Genomic DNA, 20,166 nt, shown 5'->3' with positions numbered 1-20,166 from the left:
GGCGCGGCTGCTGTCCGAAGGGTATGGCATGCCTGTGACAGATGAGGAGGGAGTTTCCGGTGAACGGTGTCGGCCGGTGGCCGGTGGCCGGTGGCCGGTTCGGGTGGTGCGGGATCCGGCGCGGGCCGGGCGATACCCGCGAATTCACCGGCGCGGACGAAACCGGCCGGGCGCCCCGGCCGTCTCACAGGCCGACACGTGGGCGGCGCGAGGCCGTTCGCCCGCGCGAGCACCGCACAGCCGCTGGAGGCACCGATGGCCATGGTCGGCCTGTTCTGGATCACCGAGGACGCCGTGTACGTGGGGGCCGAGCCCACCGGTACGGCGTCCGGGGTGCGGCTGACGCGGGACGGGGTCGAGACCCTCGGGCTCGGCAACGGCGCGTCCTGGAGCTGGGACAGGGTACGGCGGCTGGAGGCCCGCGATCTGGTCGTACGGTCCGCGGGCCGGCGCCTCGCCTCGATGGCCCTGGACTCGCTGGTCGTCCTGGTGACCGGCGACGGCGAACTCCCGCCCGCCTTCACCGTGCACGTGGCGACCCTCGACGAGAGCGTCGAGGTGAGCGCCCTCCCGGCGGCCCCCGGCGGGATCTACCTGGAGAGCGAACGCGAGCTCTCCCGCATTCTCCTGGAGCGCCTCGCCGACGGCACCGCGGACGTCGCCGACCTGCTCGCCTGGCGCCGCGAGCAGGCCGACGACAGCACCCCGCGCCGCGAGGAACGCGAGGCGCTGCTGCGCAAGTGGGCCGGGGAATAGGCGAATTGAGGCCCCGGAGGCGGACCTCAGTGGTCGTTCTCCAGTTGCAGCCTGAGCAGGTCCACGCCGTAGTCGTTGCCGTTCGGGGTGCGGACGATGGTGTGGATGTGCTGCTGCGTCGGCTCGCCGCCCGGCCCGCCCATGCCGCCGCCCGCCGGAGCGCCGCCGCTGGAAGGGGTGGCGCCGGACCCGGTGCCGTACGCCAGCGGTGACTGGGCGTCGTACTCGATGAGCACGACCGGGCTGTGCACCCGGTAGTAGAACGCCGAGGTTCCTCCGTCCCGCCGAGCCAGGAGAAGTACGTGTCGTCGAGGTGCTTCTCGACCTCCGCCATCTTCACCCCGGCGTGCCCGTCGTCCAGGTAGCCGACGTAGACGCGCACCAGGTCGAGCAGCTTGTCCCGCTGGGCGGCGGTGAGTTCGGAGCCGGCCAGGCCCTGGTAGGCCAGCTTGGCATTGTCCTTGCCCGCGCCCGCCTGCATGTCGTCGCCGCTCTTCTCCGCGGTCGAGGAGATCACCTCGGCACGCTGCGCCGAGGTCAGGGAGCGCAGCAGCGTCAGACCGGCCGTCGTCTCCGTCCTGAAGGTGACGATCTTCTCGCCGTCGTACGTCGCCGAGGTGGGCTCGGAGCCCATGAAGGTCGGCGTCATGACGACCTGGTCGCCGAGGACGAAGTAGTTGATGGCCACGTGGTGGCCCTCGTACTGGAATCCCCAGGGCTTCGTCGTCGAGGGGGTGCCCATGACCGTGAAGAAGTAGGCGCCCTCGGCCCGTCCAGGAAGGCCTGGGCGGCCTTGACGGTCGCGTCGGTGGAGACGTCCGTGGAGTGGACCGAGTACAGGTCCTCGACGATCTTCCCGTCGGTGGTGACGCCGGTGAAGTCGGCGTACCTGACCTCACTGGCGCCGGGCCCCATGCCGCCACCGCCGCCAGGACCGCCGGAGGGCATGCCGTCCGGGGGTCCCGAGGCGGCGGGGGACGAGGAGGAGCCCGCGCTGTCGGAGGAGTTCGCGGAACAGCCGTTCATGGCCGCGACCGCGGCGGCTCCGGGTCCGCGCCGGGCGGGGTCCGCGTGGGCGGAGCGCCCGCGTGCTCGGTGGCCGGGAGCGGTCAGCGCAGCGGCCGCCGCCGGGCTCGCCGGGACAGCCGTACGGTGGCGAGGACGACGTCGGCCACGAGCACCAGGATGCCGATGGCCAGCAGATAGCCCAGCCCCTCGGCCGCCACGCCGATGATTCCCAGCACGACGGCCACGAGGGCGAGCAGCAGGAAGATCACCATGACTCGAACACCTCCCTTGGTCCGGACGGGGGACTCAGCGGCGCGCGAGCTGCCGTTCGCCGCTCGCGCCGGGCTGGTAGGTCAGGCCGTAGTACTCGAAGATGCCGGGCTCCTGCTCGGCGGGCAGGACGTCGTCCGTGCCGATCGAGGGGGCCTTTCGCACGTGGTTCCTGTCGTAGGAGACCTTGACGTAGCCGGGTCCGAGCACCGCCTTGTAGACGGGGACGAAGATCAGGCGCCGGCGGGTCGGCAGACCGGTCAGGACGGTGACCACGGCCGGTTCGTCGGTGGTGGTGTCCACATAGACCGCCTCGAGCACGCCGATCTTGTGCCCGTTCTCGTCGACGACGTCATGCGTGCGCCACTCCCGGATGTCGGCTGCCTGGATCATGCCGTCTCCCTTTCCGCCGCGCCTGCGGCTGCGGCAACGAATCCGGCGCGGACACGCCGGATTCGCCCTTCCGGGCGGCCGCACGTGAGAGTGCTCCGACCCGCGGCCCATTTTACTGCGGATGACGCTTCTCGGTGCGTTCGCCCGGTTTGCCCATTTGCTGGAATTGCCCGGACTTCTGGAACTGGAGTTGCTCGCACGGTTTAGGAACCGGCCGCCTAAATGCGCAGCAGGCGTTGGGTGATCTCCCGGTACTGCCGCAGCGCGAGGCGGAGTTCCGTCGACCGTGCCTCGGGGTCCTGGCCCTTGTTCTGGCCCTGTTGTGGTTCCTGTTCCCGTTCTTGCTCCTGCCATGCCGCGTGCAGGGCGCTCCGCCGCTCCGCGAGGGCGTTCACGAGCTGGGCGGTGGCTTCGTCGAGGGCTCCCTCGGCCTCTTCCAGGGCCTGGGCCGGGTTGTCGGCGAAGGTGTTCAGGGCCTTCTGGAGGCGGAGGCTGAGCTGCTCGCGCTGGTCCGGCGGGAGCAGCGGCTCCGGGCCCGGGGTGCGGCGGTCGGCGCGGCCGGGGAGGTCGCTCGCGGGCTGCTGGGCGCGTGTCTGGTCGTACATGGTGGTGTGCCACTTCCCTGTGCGTCGGGCCGGCGAGTGCCCACGTGGTGGGGTCGCGGCCGGGGTACGGGCGGCTGGTGGACAGCGGGCACGCCGACACTACGCCCGAAGACGGCACTGGTTCGCCGCGGTCCGGGAGGAGCCGGGCCGCGGCGAGGTGGTGGGGTGCGGGCCGGCTCAGGTGCCGGTGAGGGAGATGGCGAGGTCCGTGATGTTCAGCGGGAACTGGCCGATGGCCGTCGGTTCCCCGGTGAGGACGTTGAGGCTGTAGAGCGAGGGCGTGCTCGCGCCGTACGGCGCGAGGGTGGCGAAGGCGGCGATCGAGGTCGTCTTGCCGTTGGTCAGGTAACTGAAGATGTCCAGGCCCGCGTTGAGCCCGGCGTCGAAGCCGAGCAGGCCGGTGGCGACGAGGTTGCCCGCGTTGGGCGGCGACTGGATGACGACCTGGTCGTTGAGGGTGTCGATGTCGAACAGGGTCGTTCCGGTGGATCCGACCAGGTCGTTGTTGGTGTAGCCGGCGGCGGTCACGCCCTGGGCCATCGTGGTGGCGGGCGGGATGTTCAGGGCGCTGTCGGCGACCGTGGTGTGGTCGTTCAGGTTGTGCCGCAGGTTCTGGCCGTAGTCGCTGATCACGCGTAACCGGTCGGCCGCCGGGTTGAAGTCCATGTCGAAGGTCGTGCCGTAGAGCGCGGTCTTGAGCTGGGAGACCTTGGTGACGACCACGTCGGTGGTGGCCGGCGGGGTGACGATCGTGTAGATGCCGCCCTTGTCGCCGAGGCCGTACATGAGCCCGTTCTGCACCCGGTGGTCGATCGCGAGCAGCTTGGTGTCGCCGGAGAGGCCGGTGACGGCCCGGACCCAGTCGAGGATGTTCGGCTTGTCGGTGGTGAACGTGGCCATCAGGGTGCCGTCACCGGTGATGCCGAAAGCCCGCAGGCTGGGGGTGGCGGTGGGGGCGGCGGAGCTGGAGCCGGGCGCGGCCATCGTGAGCGCGGTCGTCACGGACATGACCGCGGCCGCCGCCGCGATTCTCTTTCTCGTCGCAGACTTCATGGTGGATTCCCTCCCAGATGAAAAGACGTGGTTTTCCGGCGCGCGAAGAATGGGCCGCCTCGGATTCGAGATGATTTCGCGTGGTGAAGGCGATGCGCGTATCCCGCGGGCGGCTGCGCGGCGGTTCCCATTAAGCCCAGAACGCCCCGGCCCGACAAGCGGATCGGGCGACGGGAACGCGCGGTTCCGGGAACTTTGCGAACGGTGACAAAAGGCCCGCGCCGAAATCCCCGGCGATTCACCCGGAGTGACAGATCCCCGTCCAGTTTTCATCTGTCGACCCCTCACCCTGTGTGACATGCTCACGCATATGGGGAGCCTCTTCGCCGAGCTGGCCCGGCAGGCGTCGGCCAACGCCCGCCGCGAGGTCGACACGTACGTGCGCGAGATCCCGGAACTCGGCTCCCTGGACGCGAACTCCCGCGCCAGGGCCGAGACGCTGGAGTACTCGGTGTGGTTCAGGCGCCGTACGGTCGAACTGGCCCCGGAGAACGGCATGCTGACCGACGACGACCTCGGCTACATCGCGTCGATGGGCGAGACACGGGCCGGTTCGGGAATGTCCCGGGAGTCGCGGCAACAGGTCCTGCGCGTCCACACCGCGCTCATGCTGCGCGAGATCAACGAGGCGACGGAGGCCCAGCGCGGCGGCAACGTGGACGAACTCATGCGGATCATGGGCTGGTTCGCCCCGCAGGGCGAGCGCGGCATCGGTGCCTACCACCAGGGCTTCGTGACGGTGATGCGGCGCCGCCTCCCGTACGTCGAACAAGTCGCCCTGCTGGCGCGGTCGTTGCTGGCCGAGGATCCGGCCGCCGCCGAACTCGCCCTGGTCGCGGGCATGGAGCTCGCCGAGTACTACGAGGTGACGGTGATCCGGGTGCCTGACCTCCCCGTCGGCGACCGCGCGCTGGAGAGCGAGATCGAGGCGCTGGTGGAGGCCCACCGGGTGCCGCTCACCTGGAGTCCGGAGCGCGGCGGCGGTGGTGAGCTGATCGTCCTGGCACCCCGGGCCGCCGAAGCCCCGGAAACGCGGACCGGCAGCAGCCTCCTGCGGGACTTGGCCCAGCTTCTCGGCCGTCCCTGTGCCGTCGGCACCGCCGTCGCACCGCTGTCCGCTCTCGCCGGCGGCCTCGAACGGGCGCGGCGGATCAGCGGGGCGGCCCCGCTGCGGCGGCCCTCCGCGCTGCTGCGCCCGCACACCATGGCGGACGTCTTCGTCGAACTCGCGGTCGCGGACGTGCCGTTCGTCGACGAATGGCTGCGCGGGGTGGCCCGGCGTCTGGAACCCGGCCCCGACCTCCTCGCCACGCTCGACGCGTACTACCGCCACGACATGAACCGCGGCTCCACCGCGGAGGCCCTGCACGTCCACCCGCGCACCCTGGACTACCGGCTGCGCCGGGTCCGTGAACTCACCGGCCTCGACCCGGGTTCGACGCACGGCGTGCGCGTGCTGAGCTCGGTGGTCACCCGGAGCCTGTCGGGCTCCTGGCGCTGAGCGGTCACGCGGGCCGGGATCAGGCCGTCGGGCCCACGGGCGTGTCCCCGCGCAGGGTGATGCGGTGCATGACGCGGTGCCGGTCGCCGTAGTCGCGGTTGGCGTAGTGCGCCGTGCTGCGGTTGTCCCACAGGGCGACGTCGCCGGGCTGCCAGCGATGGCGTACGACGTGCTCGGGCTTGGTGAGGTGGCCGTACAGGATGTCGAGGATTCCCCGGCTCTCGTACTCCGAGACGCCGACGATGTGCGAGGTGAAGCCGGGGTTCACGAACAGTCCCCTGCGTCCGCTCTCGGGGTGCACGCGCACCACCGGGTGCTCCACCGGCGTCAGTTCGGTGAACACCTCGCCGTCCCAGAGGTTGCCGCGGCCCTGCCTGCGCTGGGCCAGGTAGTAGCCGAACTCGCGGCTCCCGTCGTGGACGGCGGTGAGGGTGTCGACGTACGTCCGCAGGCCGGGGGAGAGCGACTCGTAGGCGAGTTGGCTGTCGGCCCAGTTCGTGTCGCCGCCGTTGGGCGGCAGCACGACGGCCCGCAGGACGGAGATCGCCGGGGGCCGCCGTACGAACGTCACGTCCGTGTGCCAGACGTCGGAGAACCCGTTGTCCTGACTGTCCAGGGCGTACACCTCGGGGGCCACGTCACCGGAGTCGTGGACCGGGTGTCCGACGGTGACCTCGCCCAGGCGCCGGCCGAACTCGATCTGCGCGGCGTCGGTCAGGGTGTGCTGGCCGCGTACGAAGAGGACCTTGTACCGGACGAGGGCCTCCCGGATCGCGGTGACGCGGTCGTCGTCGAGGCGGGCGAGGTCGATGCCGTGGACCTCGGCCCCGAAGTTCGGGCCGAGTTCGATGACCGGCAGTCGCGTCGCCGCGGGCCGGTCGCTGAGGATGCTCATCTGCGGTTCCTTTGCTGGGAGTTCGGGACGGGGCCGGCACCTCGGCGCGTGGGCGGAAGACGAGGGATCCCGCGGACGCCCGAGGCGGCCCGCGCCGAGGGGAAGGAAGGTGCGCCGGAGGGAACGGGCTCCGCCGGGTGCGTGACCGCGCGGCGGGAGGGGGCGTCAGGAGCGCCGGATCAGCGACAACACGCGGCCTGGCGGTGGCACAGGTCGATGACCAGCCTTCGCACCAGGAGTCCGTGAGTCATGGGTCCCATTTGTACAGCAGCGCCGACCCGCCGGAAAGGGGGGTTCCACTCTCTGGACCCCGATGCGCGGCCCGCGCCGCAGGCTCAGCCGGCGCTCTCCGGTTCCGTCGCGGCCGGGCCCCACTCGGAGTAGCCGGGCGGATAGGTGAACGCGGGCCGGCCCGCGTTTCCGCTGGTGCGGAAGGGGTTGCCCTGGTCGTCGAGGCGGACGGTGCCGTGCCGGTCGCCGCTCGACCAGTCCAGCTCCAGGTACCAGCTCACGTTGGACGCCCGCGCGTCCGCGAAGACGTAGAAGACCTCGGGGTCGGACTCACTCACCTTGTAGGGGAAGTCGCGCTGCCCGGCCTTGGGGGAGACCGAGGGCCGCGCGTCGTCGAGGTCCACACCGAACGACGTCGTCTCCACGCCGCCGCCGCACCCGACCCCCATGGTGAAGTCGTTCCAGGCGAGCGGAGCGCTCTTCTCCACCACCCTGACGTGCAGCGCCTCCAGGACGACCGTCGCCTTCCCGGTGCCCTGCACGGTCAGCGCGAGCATCTGCTCCTCGGCGGCGACCCCGCCGAGGGCCTTGACCCAGCCGCGCGCGTCCGGCTCGGACGGCGGGGGCGGCACCTGCCCGGCCTCCTGGTCGATCAGGTAGTGCTGGCTGCACGGGTTGTCCCACTTGTACGGGTTGACCACGACGGTGGGCGCGGTGGCCCCGTCCTCCCCGGCACCGTCGGCCACGGCCGCCTCGGAGGCCCGGTCGCTCGGAGAGGCGGAAGCCGTGCGGTCGGCGCCGCGCGAGGCGGACGGCGAGGCCGACGACTCCTTCGCGTCCGGCGACCCGGAGGCCCGGGGACTCCCGTCGGCGGACTCGGAGGCGGCGGCCCCCACGGACTGCTTCCCGTCCCGCTCGTCCCGCCCCTCCCCGGACACCAGGTTCACCACGAGCGTGGCCGCGGCGACAGCGGCGACCACGGCGGTGGCGGCGAGGAGGGCGGTACGCCGACGGCGAGGTGCTGTGGGTGTCTTGGGAGCCGTGCGGGAGGCCGGTTGTTCGATGCCGGGGGCGGCTGTGGGGGCGGGCTCGGGAGTGGGGTCGGCAGCCTCCGTCGTGCGCGTTCTGGGCTCGGCCTCGGTCTCGGCGGAGGCCGCGCCCGTCTTCTGTCCCCGGCGGGCGTCCGCGAGAATCCAGCGCCGATGCAGCTCCAGCAGTTCCTCGGGTGTCGCCCTGCACACCCGGGCGAACCGTTCCACGGGTGCGTAATCCGTCGGTACGGCATCCCCGTTGACGTACCGGTGAAGCGTGGACGCACTCATGTGCAGCCGCTTCCCGAGCACTCCGTAGCTGAGCCCGGAGCGCTCCTTCAGCCTGCCCAACAGCTCCGGGAATTCGTCCCCCGCCACCATTCTCCCTCTCGTCCCGTCCCGGACCGTCGTTCCAGGGGGAGGTCGTTCCCCCAGGTCAGAGGTGCCGCAAGCGTTCCGGCGTCCCGGATGTCCCGGCGGTTGTGGCGGCTGGGACGGAGCACCGCGCAAGCTCGGGCCATCCAAGCACGCCGCTCCCGGCACCCGGTCGAGCGGCCCGTGCACAGACCCGTACCGCACCCAGGGGATCACATGTCCGCACGTACACACCGCACCCACCTGCTCGCCGCCGCCGCCCTCACGGCCGTCACGCTGACGCTGACGGCGTGCAACTCCGGAAAGGGCGTCAAGGACGAGGGCTCCTCCACGGTGTCGGGCTCCGGCTCCTCGCCCACCACGTCCGACCCGTCGGGCCCGGCGTCCAAGGGTTCGACGAGCGGCGGCACGACCGGCTCCGAGGGTTCCAAGGTCTCCTCGGGGTCCACCGGTTCTTCGGGCTCCACCGGTTCTTCGGGCTCCACGGGTTCTTCGGGTGCCACTGACACGGACGACTCCGGATCCGGCCTCAAGCCCTGCTCCCCCGCCGCCACGAGGACGACCGCCACGGTGGTCTCCCGGCCGCTGAACCACATCCTGCTCACCGTCACCAACACCGGCTCCGGGAACTGCGACCTCGTCGGCTACCCGGCCGTCCGGTTCGGCGAGGCCCAGTCCGTCCCGCCGGCCATCGAGGACTCCAAGCCGCAGGCCGTGGTCACCCTGACCCCCGGCGAGTCGGGCTACGCGAGTGTCCTGCTGTCGGCCGCCGACGGCAGCGGCTCGGACGGCTACACGGCCAGGTCCCTCACCGTCCTCTTCGACACGAGCGCGAGCACCGCCGCGAAGCCGGCCCTGCCCGCGAAGGGCGTGTACGTCGACAGCACGCTCAGCGTCTCGTACTGGCAGACGCAGATGGCCGACGCCCTCGCCTGGTGAGCGGCTGCTGCTGCCCGGCCCGCGTACGCCGGTGCCCGGCGGCGCGGGCCGCCCGTCCCGCCGTACGACGGAACGGGGACGGGACGGGAGACGGAACGGGGAACGAACAGGAGACGGAACAGGAGGCACTGGACACCGGGGCCGCGGGCCGCCAAGCTGCACCGACGATCACCGCGGCACCGGGCCGCGACGGGCAACGGGGTGGCCAGGATGGGGCGTTCGGCGAGCGGGGCCTCCTCGATAGGGGCCTCCTCGTCGGTCGAGGTGCGGTTCCGGATGACCGTCCGGCAACGGGTGCTGCCCGTGCTGCCCGCGGTCTTCGGCGGCCTGGCCTTCGCCGGCCTGCTCGGGACCGACGGCACGTACTCCGGTGGCCAGGTCGCCGTGGCCGCGCTCTGGGCCGCCGCCCTGGTGCTGGGCAGCCTGCTCCCCTTCCGCTTCGGCGTCACGCTCACCCCGTCGGCGGCCGTCGTGCACAACCTGCGCCGTCGGACCATCCCCTGGAGCGACGTCCAGGCGATCCGCGTCGAGCCAGTCCTCGGCACCAGCACGGTCGTCATCTACGAGGTGAGCGGCCGGCGCACCCGGCTGCGCGCGCCCACGACCGGGTTCCTCGCCTGGGACCGCGGGTTCGACGAGAAGTTCGACGTCCTGGGGAGATGGCGGTGGGACCACCGCGGCCCGGACTGGACCCCCGTACCGCCGCCCGCTCAGACCGTCGGATGAGGTGACGGACGACGGTCGGAGGTGCGGTCGTCGTCCGCGCCGTCGTCGCTCTTGTGGCCGACGAAGAAGCCCAGCACGGCCGTGACGACGGACATGACGGCGAACCGTACGGCCCATTGGCCGACGAAACCGTCCCCGACGGCCGAGGTGAGGGCGGACGTGTCGAGCAGGGCGGCGGTCAGGGGCAGCGAGCCCGCGCCGGCCAGCAGATAGACCCACAGCGGGGGTTCGTTGACGACGGAGAGGAAGGCGGACGTGATGATCACGACCACGCTGAGCGCGATGACGAGCGAAGTGATGTCCATGCCCATCAGCATTCCGTCGGCCGGCCGGTGAGTCGTCGGCGCGACGGACGAACAGGGCCTCTACCGAAGGGTGGAGACGCGTGTGGAGACTTCCCGGGCGCGCGGTGCCGAGGCCCGCTGTCCTGACCGCCCGGCGGGCCCTACGCTCGTGCGGGACATGAACATGAACATGAACATGGGCATGGACAGGACACGGAACTGGGCGCTGCCGGGTCTGCTCGCCGCCGTGCAGGCGCTGTTGCTGTGGCCGGGCTCGACCGCGCTGGACATCCGGACACCGGGCCCGCTCGGTCTCGCCGGCCTTCTCGTCGCCGTCGCGGTCGAGACGGTCGCGCTGAGCCGGCGGCGCCTCCAGCCGGTGCGGGCACTGTCGTGGACGCTGGGGGCGTCGGTCCTGGGCCAGGCGACGGCGTACGACGCGTACGCCGATCTCGCTCTGACGGTCGCCCTCTTCTCCGTCGCGGTCCGCTGCTCCGCCTCGGTCACGGCACGCGCCCTCGCCGCCGCCGTCGGGTCCGCCCTGCTGTCGGCGGCCGTGCACTCCGGTTTCCACATCGCCCTGGCGTCCCAACTGGCGCTCCAGGCAGCCATGTACGTCAGCTGCGCCGGGCTCGGGCAGGCACGTCGGCAGTGGCTGGCCAGGAGGCTGGCGGCGGACCGTCTGCTGGCCCTGGCGGAGGAGCGCCGCAGGCAGGCGGGCGAGACCGAACGCGGCAGGCTCGCCCGCGAGTTGCACGACGTCAGCGCCCACCATCTGACCTCGGTCGTGGTCACCGTGGACGTGGCCCGCAGACTTGGCGACCGCAAGCCCGAACTCGTCGCGCAGGCACTGGAGTTCGCGGAACGGACCGGACGCGAGACCCTGACCGCGATCCACCGGCTGGTCGCGGTGATGCGGGAAGCGGGCCACGCCGACTCCCAGCCGATGACCGGGCGCATCCAGGACCTGGTGTCCGGATTCGGCCGCCTGGGCCGCCCGATCGCCACCGAGCTGCCCGACGACCTCGTCGGCCCCGCCGCCGAGGCCGTGCACGGCATCGTGCGCGAAGCCCTCACCAACGTCCTGCGGTACGCACCCGGAGCGGCCGTACGGGTCGTCGTCCGCCGGGAGGACGGGACGCTGGAACTGACCGTGGACAACGCCGCCGCGCGCGGCCCGGCCCCCTACGGAGGAATGGGATCCGGCAGGGGTCTCGCGGGGATGCGGGAACGCGCGGTGGCCGTCGGCGGTGAACTGACCGCAGGCGCCGGGCCCGACGGGGGCTGGCGTGTCCGCGCCGTACTGCCCGACATCGCGGGGCCCGGGCAGGCCGCCGTACGTCCCCGGCGGCGTGACTTCCCGCGCGAGCGGCGGATCACGGACAGCGCGCTCGCCTTCAGTACGGCCGTACTCCCGCTGTTCGTCGTGCTGTTGGCCGTGGAGGAACGGCAGCTGTCCCACGCCGGGACCGGCCCCTGGGCCATCGGCCTGGTGTCCGCGCTGTTCGCTCTGCACGCGCTGCCGCTGCCGTGGCGGCGACGTGCGCCCTGGTGGGTGTCGGCCGGGGTGCTCGCCACGTCGTGGCTGTGGCCGGTGGCCTGCCTGGCGGCCGGCCTGCCGGGAAACCTGGCGCAGTTCATGGTGGGCGGTCTGATGGCCGAGACGCTGGCCGTCCACACCCTCGGTGCCTACGGCCGCGGCGCCGCGTACACCTGGCCCGCGCCGTTCGTGGCCGCGGGATCGACCGCCGGCGCGCTGACCGCGGCGGCGGCGGCCGACGGCGCGCTGATCGGCGAGGACCCCTCGGTACTCACCCTGGCGCTCGTCGTCGTACCGCTGGGAGCGCTGCTCCTTCTGGTCTTCGCGTCGGTCTGGGGTGTGGGGCTGCTGGTCCGGAGCCGACGGCTGAGCGTGGTGGCCCGCGACGACTTCGCCCTCAGCCGGTCGGTGTGGCAGGCGGAGACAGCGGCGGGTGCCGAGCGATACCGGCTGGCCACCCGGTTGCGGGACGCGGTGCTGCACCGCACCGCCGCGCTCGTCGAACTCGCCCGCCAGGGACGGCTGGACGAGGTGGCCACCGAGGCCCGGGCGGCCCTCGCGGCGATGCGGGAACTGCTGCACGACATCAACGAGAGCAATGAGATCAGCGAGAGCAGCGAGAGCAGCGAGAGCAATGACATCAACGGCGGAGACGGTGAAGGCGGGGGAGGCGGCGGACGAGATCCGCGTGGCGCCCGCGATGGCCGGGCCTCCGCCCGGCCGCCCGCGCCGCAGCCGACCGTGGCCGATCTCGACGCGCTGTGCCGGCGAGCGGGTCCCCCCGGCCGGAAGGTGACCGTACGCGGTGTCCCCGGGGCCGCCGAGGGACTGCCCGCGCCGGTGATCCTCACGGTGTACCGGATGGTGGAGGCGGCGCTCGGCGCGGGAGACCGGCGGCCCGCCCGGGTGGGACTGCGGCGGCGCCGGGGAGCACTGCATCTCACGATCACCGGTGTGCGACTGGCGGTGACGGGACCGGTCGCGGAACGCCTGCGGGCGCAGGCCACCGCGGGGGAGGGCTTGGTCACCCTCGAACCGGTGGGTACGGTGAGGGCGTTGCTGCCGTTGCCGGCGGTACCGAGTCCCGCCCCGGCCCAGGAGGTGTCACCGTCGCCACACGCGTGATGGTCGTGGACGACCAGGCCGTGGTCCGTGCGGGGTTCGCCGCCATCGTCGACGCCGAACCCGACATGACCGTGGTCGGTGAGGCGGGTGACGGCGCGAGTGCCGTGGAACTCGCCGCCCGCGAGGCACCCGACCTGGTGCTGATGGACATCCGGATGCCCGGCATGGACGGGCTGACCGCGACCCGTCTGATCACCGCCGCGGCGACGGGGCCGCGCGTGCTGGTGCTCACCACCTTCGACCACGACGCCTATGTGTACGAGGCGTTGCGGGCCGGCGCCTCGGGCTTCCTGCTCAAGGACGCCCAGCCCGAGGACCTCCTGTCCGCGGTCCGTGTCGTGGCCTCCGGCGAGGGGATCCTCGCTCCGGCCGTCACCCGCCGCCTCATCGACTCCTTCGCCCAGGGTGCGCCCCCGCCCCCCGCCGTCACCGGCGCTCTCGGCCGACTCACCCCGCGTGAACGGGAAGTGCTGCTCCACATCGCCTCGGGGCTGGCCAACGCGGAGATCGCGACCGCCCTCGGCGTCACCACTGGAACCGTCAAGACCCACGTCAACGCCCTGCTCACCAAGCTGGGGCTGCGCGACCGGGTGCAGGCGACCATCCTGGCCTACGAGGTCGGGCTGATCCGCCCCGGCGGTATGCCCGTCGACTGACTCCGCGCGTCGCCCTGTCACCGCTTGCCCGCGCGGACGTCCTGCCCTCCTCGGCGTCGGAACCGGTTCGGAAGCGGATGGCGGCTAGCCGCGGAAGCGCCGGACGGGATCCACTGAGGTCCGGTGAGGCCGGGCGCGGTGGCGGACCGCGTGACCGGTGGGACGACGCTGCCGCATGGGGGAGCCAGAAGATGCGGAGGCACCCACCGGACGGGGGGCGGACGCCGAGCCCGCCCGGCCTCACCTTGAAAGCGGCTCGCTACCGAGTACGGCTTCCTTCCGGACGCGGCCTCCCCCGGACTCGGCGCCTCACCCCGACCCGGTCCCACCCGGGCCCGGCCCGGACTCCAGGTCCGGCACCAGTTCCTGGAAGCGTCGTTCGACCGGCGCGAGGTCGGTTCTGGCGAGGTCCTCCGGGCGGACCACTATGCGCAGTTCGGGCGTGAGCGCCGGATACCGCCGGCAGGCGTCGATGAACGAGTCGACGATCAGGGCCACGAGCTGGCCCCGGTCGAGGTCGGTGATACGGGCGAGCCCGGAGCCGATGAGCGGAATGGCGACCGGTTTGAACAGGCCGTGCACGGACACCGCGGCCCACAGGTTGTCCAGGCTCACCTGGAGATCCTCGTAACCGGACCTGGCCACCAGGTCGTTGCCGAGCCGCGAGTAGGCGGTCGCGAACACCCGGCGGCCTTCGACGGGTACGACGACGGTCGTGCCCACCGGATAACGGACCCGCCGCCCGCGGGGCTTGGCCCGCGCGCTCTCCGTACCGACCGAGCGGACCGAGCGCAGGCCGGTCCGCAGCTTCTCGTCCAGCAGACGGCGCCTGCCGGCGAAGAGGCGGTCGACGAGCTGGCTCTGCACGCTGTCGCGGCTGATGACGATGTCCTGGTCGGTCTCCGTGTCGAAGGTGTCGGTGAAGCCGACCACCAGATTGCAGTCCGCCTGCTCGAACAGGTCGCCGCGGACCAGCACGACGTCCGCCCGCTGGCCGGGCAGGGGCACCTTGTGGCGGAGCAGCTCCGAGCCGTGGCGCGCGCGGAGCGCGGCACGCAGCGAGTCCAGCACGCGCGCGGCCTCGAGGTCGTCGGGGTGGTCGCGGACGATCAGTTCGGCGACCGGCAGCGCGAGGTCGGGGCGGCCGAGATCGGCCTGGACGCGGACCAGTTCACGGCGGGCCGAGTCCTGTAACGCGGTGAGCCGGCGGATGAAGGGATCCGCGAACCCCTCGCCGTAGACCTCGGCCAGTGGCCGGCCGTTGATCAGGGACAGCGCCTCGGCGAGCCGGTGGGCGGCGGTGGCGGGCGGGGCGAGGAAGGCGTGGCCGACGACCGCGGTGAACCGCGCGCTGTCCAGTTCCTCGGGCCGCAGCACCAGGCGGTAGGCGGTCTCCGGGCCGTGCACGGTGACCTGTTGCTCGGTGCGCAGGACGCGTGCGGCGGTGCCGTCCTGGCCGGGGTCCAGGGCCCGGCGCAGTTCCAGCACGCGTTTCTGCACCTCGTTGCGGTTGCGCTGCGCGAGGTGACGGGGCTCGTCCGCCAGGCCCCAGACGTCGCGGCGCAGTTGCCGTACCGGCACGGCCTCGCCCTCGGCGGCCACCAGACGCACCAGCAGCCGGGTGGTCAGCGGTGTGAGCCGGACCGGAACTCCGTCGATCTCCAGCTGGACCGGTCCAAGTACCTTGACCTGGATGCGCGTTCGCGCGTCGGCCACTCGCGCCACCCCCGCCACATCACTGCGTCACCGTACGTCACTAGAAGTGACCGGAAGATTATCATGATGTCTTGGGGTAGCTGTGTGTTCGGGGTGATTCCCCTGGGCGGGATTCGCGGCGGCCGGTCGCGGGATTCGCGCGATTCGAGGGTTTCGCGGGATCCACGGTGTTCCCGCGTCGCGGACAGGGCATGGAACACGGGTGGGGACGGGCACCTGGCGGGCCCGTCCCCACTCTCGGTCGGATCAGGCCAGACGCCGGTATGCCGACAGGTTCTGGAAGTGCCAGGTCTCGCGCCATTCCGGCCGGGTGTCGTCGAGTTGGCAGCCGGCCAGCCTCAGCCGCGCGGCGATCTTCGCGAGGGAGGCCTCGGTGCCGTCGAACCGGATGACGTTGATCCCGGCGGTGTCGGCGACGTGCCGCAGCCGGCCCACTTCGACGATGACCGTCCGCTCGGGGTAGGCCATCAGCACCATGCCCAGCTCGATCAGCACGTTCTGCCGGGGCTGGCCGGTCAGTTGGGTCTCGTCGTCCCGCTCGCTGTTGCCGAGCAGATGCGGGTGGAGCTTGGCGATGTCGTCCGGGGTGAGCAGGACCAGGGCCGCCTGTGCCTGCGCCGGTGCGTTCATGACCACCTCACCGAGGAAGGGCGCGGTCTTGCCGGTGGCCCGCACCAGTTCCTCCCACTCCAGCGGACGCAGGTCGAGCCGGCGCAGCAGCCCGAACATCGCCCGGCGCACCTCCTCGTCCCGGCCGTGCACGACGAAGACGCTGCGGCTGCGGCCGTACTCGGAGGGCTCCTGCCCGGCCGCCGCCTGTCGGGTGGTCCCGGGCCGCCCGGCATCGGACGTCCGGGGCTCGGCGACGGGGGCGGCGTAGTAGTTGTAGCCGATCTGCCGGTTCTCCCCGCCGATGATGTTCTGGCTGTGGTCCCCGAACGTGTGACTCTCGCTCATGATGACTGTCCCCCGCCCGCGCTGGGCGAACCGCCGCCCGCGGCATGGTAGTTGTAGCCGATGTTCTCGTTGTTGCCGCCGTAGACGTTCTGGCTCTTGTCGTCTCCCATGAGGATGTTGGTCTGTGCGCGGTCGTGGTCGGCGAGGTCCACGTTGTGCTCGCTCAGGAACGAACGGATGCTCAGCAGGAGCCGGCGCTCGACGATCTGCGTGTACTTCACGGCGTCGGACCGCTGGAAGAAGTGGTGGTAGGTGTCGCTGGTGGCCATCTCCCGGACGCTCGTCAACGCCCCGCAGTCGACCGCCTCGTTGGCGTAGCGGCCGAGCCGGAACTCGCTGCTGTCGACCGGGCTCTCCGTGCGGATCCCGGTGAAGGTCCGGCCGCCCCGCCGCGGACGCATCAGCCGGCGCAACGGCGAGGGCAGGAACCGCTCGGGCACCAGCCACAGCGGCCACAGCGACAGCGCCAGGCACCAGCGCAGGGCGGACTTGACCATGTCCCACGCCACCCGCACGGCGAGCCGGCCGTCGAAGGTGTCGGGCAGCTGGTCGACGAGGTGGAACTCCCGCACCAGCGGCCCGAGGACGTAGGTGTAGAACTCGGTGTGCAGCGTGTCGCCCTTGAGGTCGAACCCGACGAAGATCGAGGTCACCAGCTCCTCGTTCCACGATCCGACGCGCACACACAGGTACTCGCGGGCCGAGTCGTAGTCCTCCCGCCAGTGCACGTCCGGAAGGTCGTCGGTACTGGGCAGCTGGGACCAACCCGCGCCGCGCGTACGGTCGTTGGTGCGCACCGCCGTGGTGAAACGGCGCTGCTCGACGGTCAGTCCCTCGATGCGCTCGTCCCGCCGGGCCTCGTCGCGCAGCTCGGCGGCCATCCTGGAGGCGACGTACGTGGTGATGTCGTGGACGGAGAACGGCAGGACGGACTTCCGCTCCATGGCGTCGACGTCGAGGCTGGAGCCCTCGGAGTCGCGGCGCGCGGTGAAGCGCGTCTTGGGCGCGCCGAGCAGGAGTTGGGCGTTGGACCAGTCGCGCAGGGGTTCGCCCGCGCCGACGAAGGGCCGGAACCCGCCGTAGAAGACCAGGCCGCTGTCGGTGGACTGCTCTAGGTCGATCTTGCGGATCAGGGCGTCGGTGAGCTTGCCGCCCGCCGGGTAGGAGCCGTCGAAGCCGCCGTCGGTGGCGGTCTCCTTCAGCCGCGTCATCAGGGTGTTCAGGGTGACGATCCGGCGCAGGTAGGCCGCTCCCCACACCACCCAGAACATGAGCGGCACGGAGACCAGCGGGCTCAGTACGCCCTGTTCCATCAGGACGACGAGCACGAGAACCGTGCCGGCGGCCATGCCCGCCTCGATGCGGCGCATCCGGCGTGCCGTGAGCGCGTGCGCGAGGACGGAGACGGCGTCGTAGCCGTACGAGGGGGCGACCACCCGGAAGCGGTTCTTCAGCAGCTCCCGGATGACGGTCCGGCGGTAGCCCGGGTCGAGGTAGGTGCCCGCGGACAGCAGGCGGGTGGCCTTGGTCCGCGCGTAACGGCGCTGGACCGGCGGCGCCGGTGGCGGGCCGGGGTGGTGCGGATGGTGAAGTGTCTGTGTGGTCACGGTGGTTCAGCGCTCCGCTCGGGCCGGCGTACCGGCCCCGTGTGTCAGCTGGTCGGGGTTGCCTTGCCGTCGGTGATCACGTCGCCGATGACGGTGTAGGTGACGTCGTAGGAGCGTGAGGTGCCGTCCGTCTCCAGGGCGTCGAGGACCAGCGTGACGACGCTGCCCTGCACGGAGACGATGGTGATGGTGTCGTGCTGGGTGGTGGAGTAGCCCTCGACGAACGAGTCGTAGTCGGCCTCCAGGTTCTTGCCGCCCAGCTCCCAGGCGCTCGGGAAGTCACGGTTGTTGATCGCGTCGAAGTAGGCGGTGACGACCGCCGCCGGTCCCGTGGCCGGGGTGGCGGTCCCGGTGGCCAGGTCCGTCGGGTCGGCGAAGAATCCCCCGGTGTCCCCCGTGGTCCCGCTGTCCCCGAAATCTGTCGGGGGGACCGCGTCGGTGGTGCCGTAGTAGTCCGGTAGGGCGGGTTCGCTGTACTCCGTGCCCGGCTCCGCCCACTGCGTGTCCGAACTTCCCGTCTCGTCCGAGGCGAGGCCGCCGGCCAGCCCTCCGATCAGGACGAGCAGCAGCGGCACACCGATGACGGTCAGTCCCCAGGTGCGGACGGGACCGGCGGGCGGCAGCAGCCCTCCGCCGGGGTAGGACGGCGGCGGATCCGGTGCGACCGGGGCCGACAGCGGGCGGGATGTCGTGGTGGGCGGCGGCGGTCCGAGGTCGTTCATGGCGTACTCCAACGGTTCACGACAGTGCACCGATTCGCCCACCCATGCTGCGAGGCACGGCCTGCGGCACCCGCTGTGATCCGTCGGCCGGCAGAAAGGAGCGTGCGGAAAGGCTGGTTGACACTCCCGAGGTCACCAGCCCGTCCGCTTCCGCCACCAGAGCCGATCTGCTTCCGATCCACTTCCGGGAGCCCGCCAGGGGTCCGGTCAGGGGTCGGATCACGGGCCCGACCAGGGATCCGACCAATCCGACCGGGGATCCGATCAGATGTCTGTCCGATCAGATGTCCGATCAGGGTTCCGGGGCACCGGAAGCCGGGGTCAGCTGGGAGCCATTCCGGCCGTCGCGTCGACCCAGGTGCCCGTGACGGCGACGCCCGCGTCCGAGTGTCGAAACGACCTTGCGCGCCGGATCGAAAACGTGAGCATAGAAGCATGTCGACGCGAGAACCCGTGGTCCACCCCGACGGACGGAGCGCGAGCGCCGCCGGGCTGGAGCGGCGGCTCGGCGTCTTCGACGCGGTCGTCATCGGGCTGGGCTCGATGGTCGGCGCGGGAATCTTCGTCGCACTGGCACCCGCCGCGCGGGCGGCGGGCTCAGGGCTGCTCCTGGGACTCGCGGTCGCCGGGGTGGTGGCGTACTGCAACGCCACCTCCTCGGCCCGGCTGGCCGCCCGCTACCCGGAGTCGGGCGGGACGTACGTGTACGGCCGGGAACGACTGGGCGCGTTCTGGGGGTACTTCGCCGGCTGGGCCTTCGTGGTGGGCAAGACCGCGTCCTGCGCGGCGATGGCGCTCACGGTCGGCTCCTACGTCTGGCCGGACCGGGCGCACGCCCTCGCGGTGGCCGCGGTGGTGGCGCTCACCGCGGTGAACTACCTGGGCGTGCGGAAGGCGGCCTGGTTCACCCGGGCGACGGTCGCCGTGGCACTGGCCGTACTGGCCGCCGTGGTGGTGGCCTGTCTGACCTCCGACGACGTCCGGTCCGGGCGCCTCGACCTCGGCTCGGACGTCTCCCCGACCGGCGTGCTCCAGGCGGCCGGCCTGCTGTTCTTCGCCTTCGCCGGGTACGCCCGTATCACCACCCTGAGCGAGGAGGTGCGGGACCCGGCCCGCACGATCCCGCGCGCGATTCCGCTCGCCCTCGGCATCACGCTGGTCGTGTACGCGGCGGTCGCCGTCTCCCTGCTGCTTGTCCTCGGCCCGGCCGGGCTCGCCGCCGAGAGTGCCCCGCTGGACGCGGCGGTCCAGGGGGCGGGGGCGCCGGGACTGGTTCCGGTGGTCAGGGCCGGAGCGGCGGTGGCCGCGCTCGGCTCGCTGCTCGCGCTGATCCTCGGCGTCTCGCGGACCACGCTGGCGATGTCCCGGGACCGGCATCTGCCGCACGCCCTCTCCGCCGTGCATCCGCGCTTCAAGGTGCCGCACCGCGCCGAGCTCCTGGTGGGGGCCGTGGTGGCGGTCCTCGCCGCCACCACGGACGTACGCGGGGCGATCGGTTTCTCCTCCTTCGGGGTGCTCGCCTACTACGCCGTGGCCAACGCCGCCGCCTGGACGCTGACCCGGGAGGAGAACCGGCCCCCGCGCGTCATCCCCGTGCTCGGGCTGACCGGCTGCCTGCTGCTGGCCTGCACCCTGCCCGCCGCGTCCGTGGCCTGGGGCGCCGCCGTCCTCGTGGCCGGGTCCGTGATCTACGCGGTGCGCCGGGTGCTCGCCGCTCGCGGGGGATCGTAGAGCGCGGGGGATCGTGGTGCGTCGTACGCGGGGCGTCGTACGCAG

The 20,166-nt window shown here is 72.0% G+C and carries 19 protein-coding genes and 1 pseudogene; 7 read left to right on the top strand and 13 right to left on the bottom strand.

What is annotated here, in order from left to right:
* Positions 1-255: 255 nt before the first annotated feature.
* Positions 256-756 carry a hypothetical protein gene (locus ACIP79_RS06070; RefSeq protein ID WP_401219941.1) on the top strand — a complete coding sequence of 167 codons (501 nt, stop codon included), beginning with the start codon at positions 256-258 and terminating at the stop codon, positions 754-756.
* Between the two features lie 26 nt (positions 757-782).
* Here ACIP79_RS06070 and ACIP79_RS06065 read toward each other — a convergent pair.
* From ACIP79_RS06065 to ACIP79_RS06040, 6 genes and pseudogenes are all read right to left on the bottom strand, one after another.
* Positions 783-1,498, bottom strand: a pseudogene (locus ACIP79_RS06065) (DUF3500 domain-containing protein).
* Positions 1,402-1,782: a hypothetical protein gene (locus ACIP79_RS06060; RefSeq protein ID WP_401219938.1), complete on the bottom strand. Its 381-nt coding sequence runs from the start codon at positions 1,780-1,782 to the stop codon at positions 1,402-1,404. The pseudogene ACIP79_RS06065 and the gene ACIP79_RS06060 overlap by 97 nt, the downstream one beginning before the upstream one ends.
* Before the next feature lie 83 nt (positions 1,783-1,865).
* Positions 1,866-2,036: a hypothetical protein gene (locus ACIP79_RS06055; protein WP_401219935.1), complete on the bottom strand. Its 171-nt coding sequence runs from the start codon at positions 2,034-2,036 to the stop codon at positions 1,866-1,868.
* A gap of 34 nt (positions 2,037-2,070) precedes the next feature.
* Positions 2,071-2,427, bottom strand: a complete 357-nt coding sequence (locus tag ACIP79_RS06050) for a PRC-barrel domain-containing protein (protein ID WP_383679938.1) — start codon at positions 2,425-2,427, stop codon at positions 2,071-2,073.
* Positions 2,428-2,645: 218 nt separating this feature from the next.
* A complete protein-coding gene (locus tag ACIP79_RS06045; protein WP_401219932.1) occupies positions 2,646-3,032 on the bottom strand; it encodes a hypothetical protein in 387 nt (128 codons plus the stop codon).
* 177 nt (positions 3,033-3,209) lie between these two features.
* Positions 3,210-4,085, bottom strand: coding sequence for a DUF4394 domain-containing protein (locus tag ACIP79_RS06040; RefSeq protein WP_401219929.1), 876 nt, complete (start codon positions 4,083-4,085; stop codon positions 3,210-3,212).
* 310 nt (positions 4,086-4,395) lie between these two features.
* Between ACIP79_RS06040 and ACIP79_RS06035 the strand changes: the two genes are divergently transcribed.
* Complete coding sequence (locus ACIP79_RS06035) at positions 4,396-5,586, top strand: PucR family transcriptional regulator (RefSeq protein ID WP_401220896.1); 1,191 nt, start codon at positions 4,396-4,398, stop codon at positions 5,584-5,586.
* Positions 5,587-5,605: 19 nt separating this feature from the next.
* Here ACIP79_RS06035 and ACIP79_RS06030 read toward each other — a convergent pair whose 3' ends face one another.
* On the bottom strand, positions 5,606-6,481 hold the full coding sequence (locus ACIP79_RS06030; RefSeq protein WP_401219925.1) for a TauD/TfdA dioxygenase family protein: 876 nt from the start codon (positions 6,479-6,481) through the stop codon (positions 5,606-5,608).
* Positions 6,482-6,816: 335 nt separating this feature from the next.
* Entirely contained in the window at positions 6,817-8,121 is a 1,305-nt protein-coding gene (locus ACIP79_RS06025) for a helix-turn-helix domain-containing protein (protein ID WP_401219922.1), read from the bottom strand.
* Between the two features lie 213 nt (positions 8,122-8,334).
* Between ACIP79_RS06025 and ACIP79_RS06020 the strand changes: the two genes are divergently transcribed.
* Positions 8,335-9,057, top strand: coding sequence for a DUF4232 domain-containing protein (locus tag ACIP79_RS06020; protein WP_401219920.1), 723 nt, complete (start codon positions 8,335-8,337; stop codon positions 9,055-9,057).
* Between the two features lie 276 nt (positions 9,058-9,333).
* Entirely contained in the window at positions 9,334-9,783 is a 450-nt protein-coding gene (locus tag ACIP79_RS06015; RefSeq protein ID WP_401219918.1) for a hypothetical protein, read from the top strand.
* On the opposite strand, the gene ACIP79_RS06010 is transcribed toward ACIP79_RS06015, so the two are convergent.
* On the bottom strand, positions 9,768-10,088 hold the full coding sequence (locus tag ACIP79_RS06010; RefSeq protein WP_401219916.1) for a hypothetical protein: 321 nt from the start codon (positions 10,086-10,088) through the stop codon (positions 9,768-9,770). The genes ACIP79_RS06015 and ACIP79_RS06010 overlap by 16 nt on opposite strands.
* A 157-nt stretch (positions 10,089-10,245) precedes the next feature.
* Here ACIP79_RS06010 and ACIP79_RS06005 point away from each other — a divergent pair, with 157 nt between their 5' ends.
* Both ACIP79_RS06005 and ACIP79_RS06000 read left to right on the top strand, forming a co-directional pair.
* Positions 10,246-12,732 (top strand): histidine kinase, encoded by a 2,487-nt coding sequence (locus ACIP79_RS06005; RefSeq protein ID WP_401219913.1) that lies wholly within the window; start codon positions 10,246-10,248, stop codon positions 12,730-12,732.
* Positions 12,732-13,388: a response regulator gene (locus ACIP79_RS06000; RefSeq protein ID WP_401220893.1), complete on the top strand. Its 657-nt coding sequence runs from the start codon at positions 12,732-12,734 to the stop codon at positions 13,386-13,388. Before ACIP79_RS06005 ends, ACIP79_RS06000 begins: the two co-directional genes overlap by 1 nt.
* 309 nt (positions 13,389-13,697) lie before the next feature.
* Here the strand turns inward: ACIP79_RS06000 and ACIP79_RS05995 are convergent, their stop codons facing one another.
* The 4 genes from ACIP79_RS05995 to ACIP79_RS05980 form a co-directional block, all read right to left on the bottom strand.
* Entirely contained in the window at positions 13,698-15,104 is a 1,407-nt protein-coding gene (locus ACIP79_RS05995) for a macro domain-containing protein (RefSeq protein WP_401219910.1), read from the bottom strand.
* Between the two features lie 246 nt (positions 15,105-15,350).
* Positions 15,351-16,061 (bottom strand): TIR domain-containing protein, encoded by a 711-nt coding sequence (locus ACIP79_RS05990; RefSeq protein WP_383679918.1) that lies wholly within the window; start codon positions 16,059-16,061, stop codon positions 15,351-15,353.
* Positions 16,058-17,668: a hypothetical protein gene (locus tag ACIP79_RS05985; protein ID WP_401219906.1), complete on the bottom strand. Its 1,611-nt coding sequence runs from the start codon at positions 17,666-17,668 to the stop codon at positions 16,058-16,060. The genes ACIP79_RS05990 and ACIP79_RS05985 overlap by 4 nt, the downstream gene beginning before the upstream one ends.
* Before the next feature lie 44 nt (positions 17,669-17,712).
* On the bottom strand, positions 17,713-18,390 hold the full coding sequence (locus ACIP79_RS05980; RefSeq protein WP_401219904.1) for a hypothetical protein: 678 nt from the start codon (positions 18,388-18,390) through the stop codon (positions 17,713-17,715).
* 435 nt (positions 18,391-18,825) lie between these two features.
* Between ACIP79_RS05980 and ACIP79_RS05975 the strand changes: the two genes are divergently transcribed.
* Positions 18,826-20,121, top strand: coding sequence for an APC family permease (locus ACIP79_RS05975; RefSeq protein ID WP_401219902.1), 1,296 nt, complete (start codon positions 18,826-18,828; stop codon positions 20,119-20,121).
* Positions 20,122-20,166: the final 45 nt, after the last annotated feature.

The organism is Streptomyces sp. NPDC088747 (genome assembly GCF_044751025.1).
GTDB lineage: Bacteria > Actinomycetota > Actinomycetes > Streptomycetales > Streptomycetaceae > Streptomyces.
Note: the sequence above shows the minus strand (reverse complement) of the source record. Positions and strands in the feature narration are given on the sequence as shown.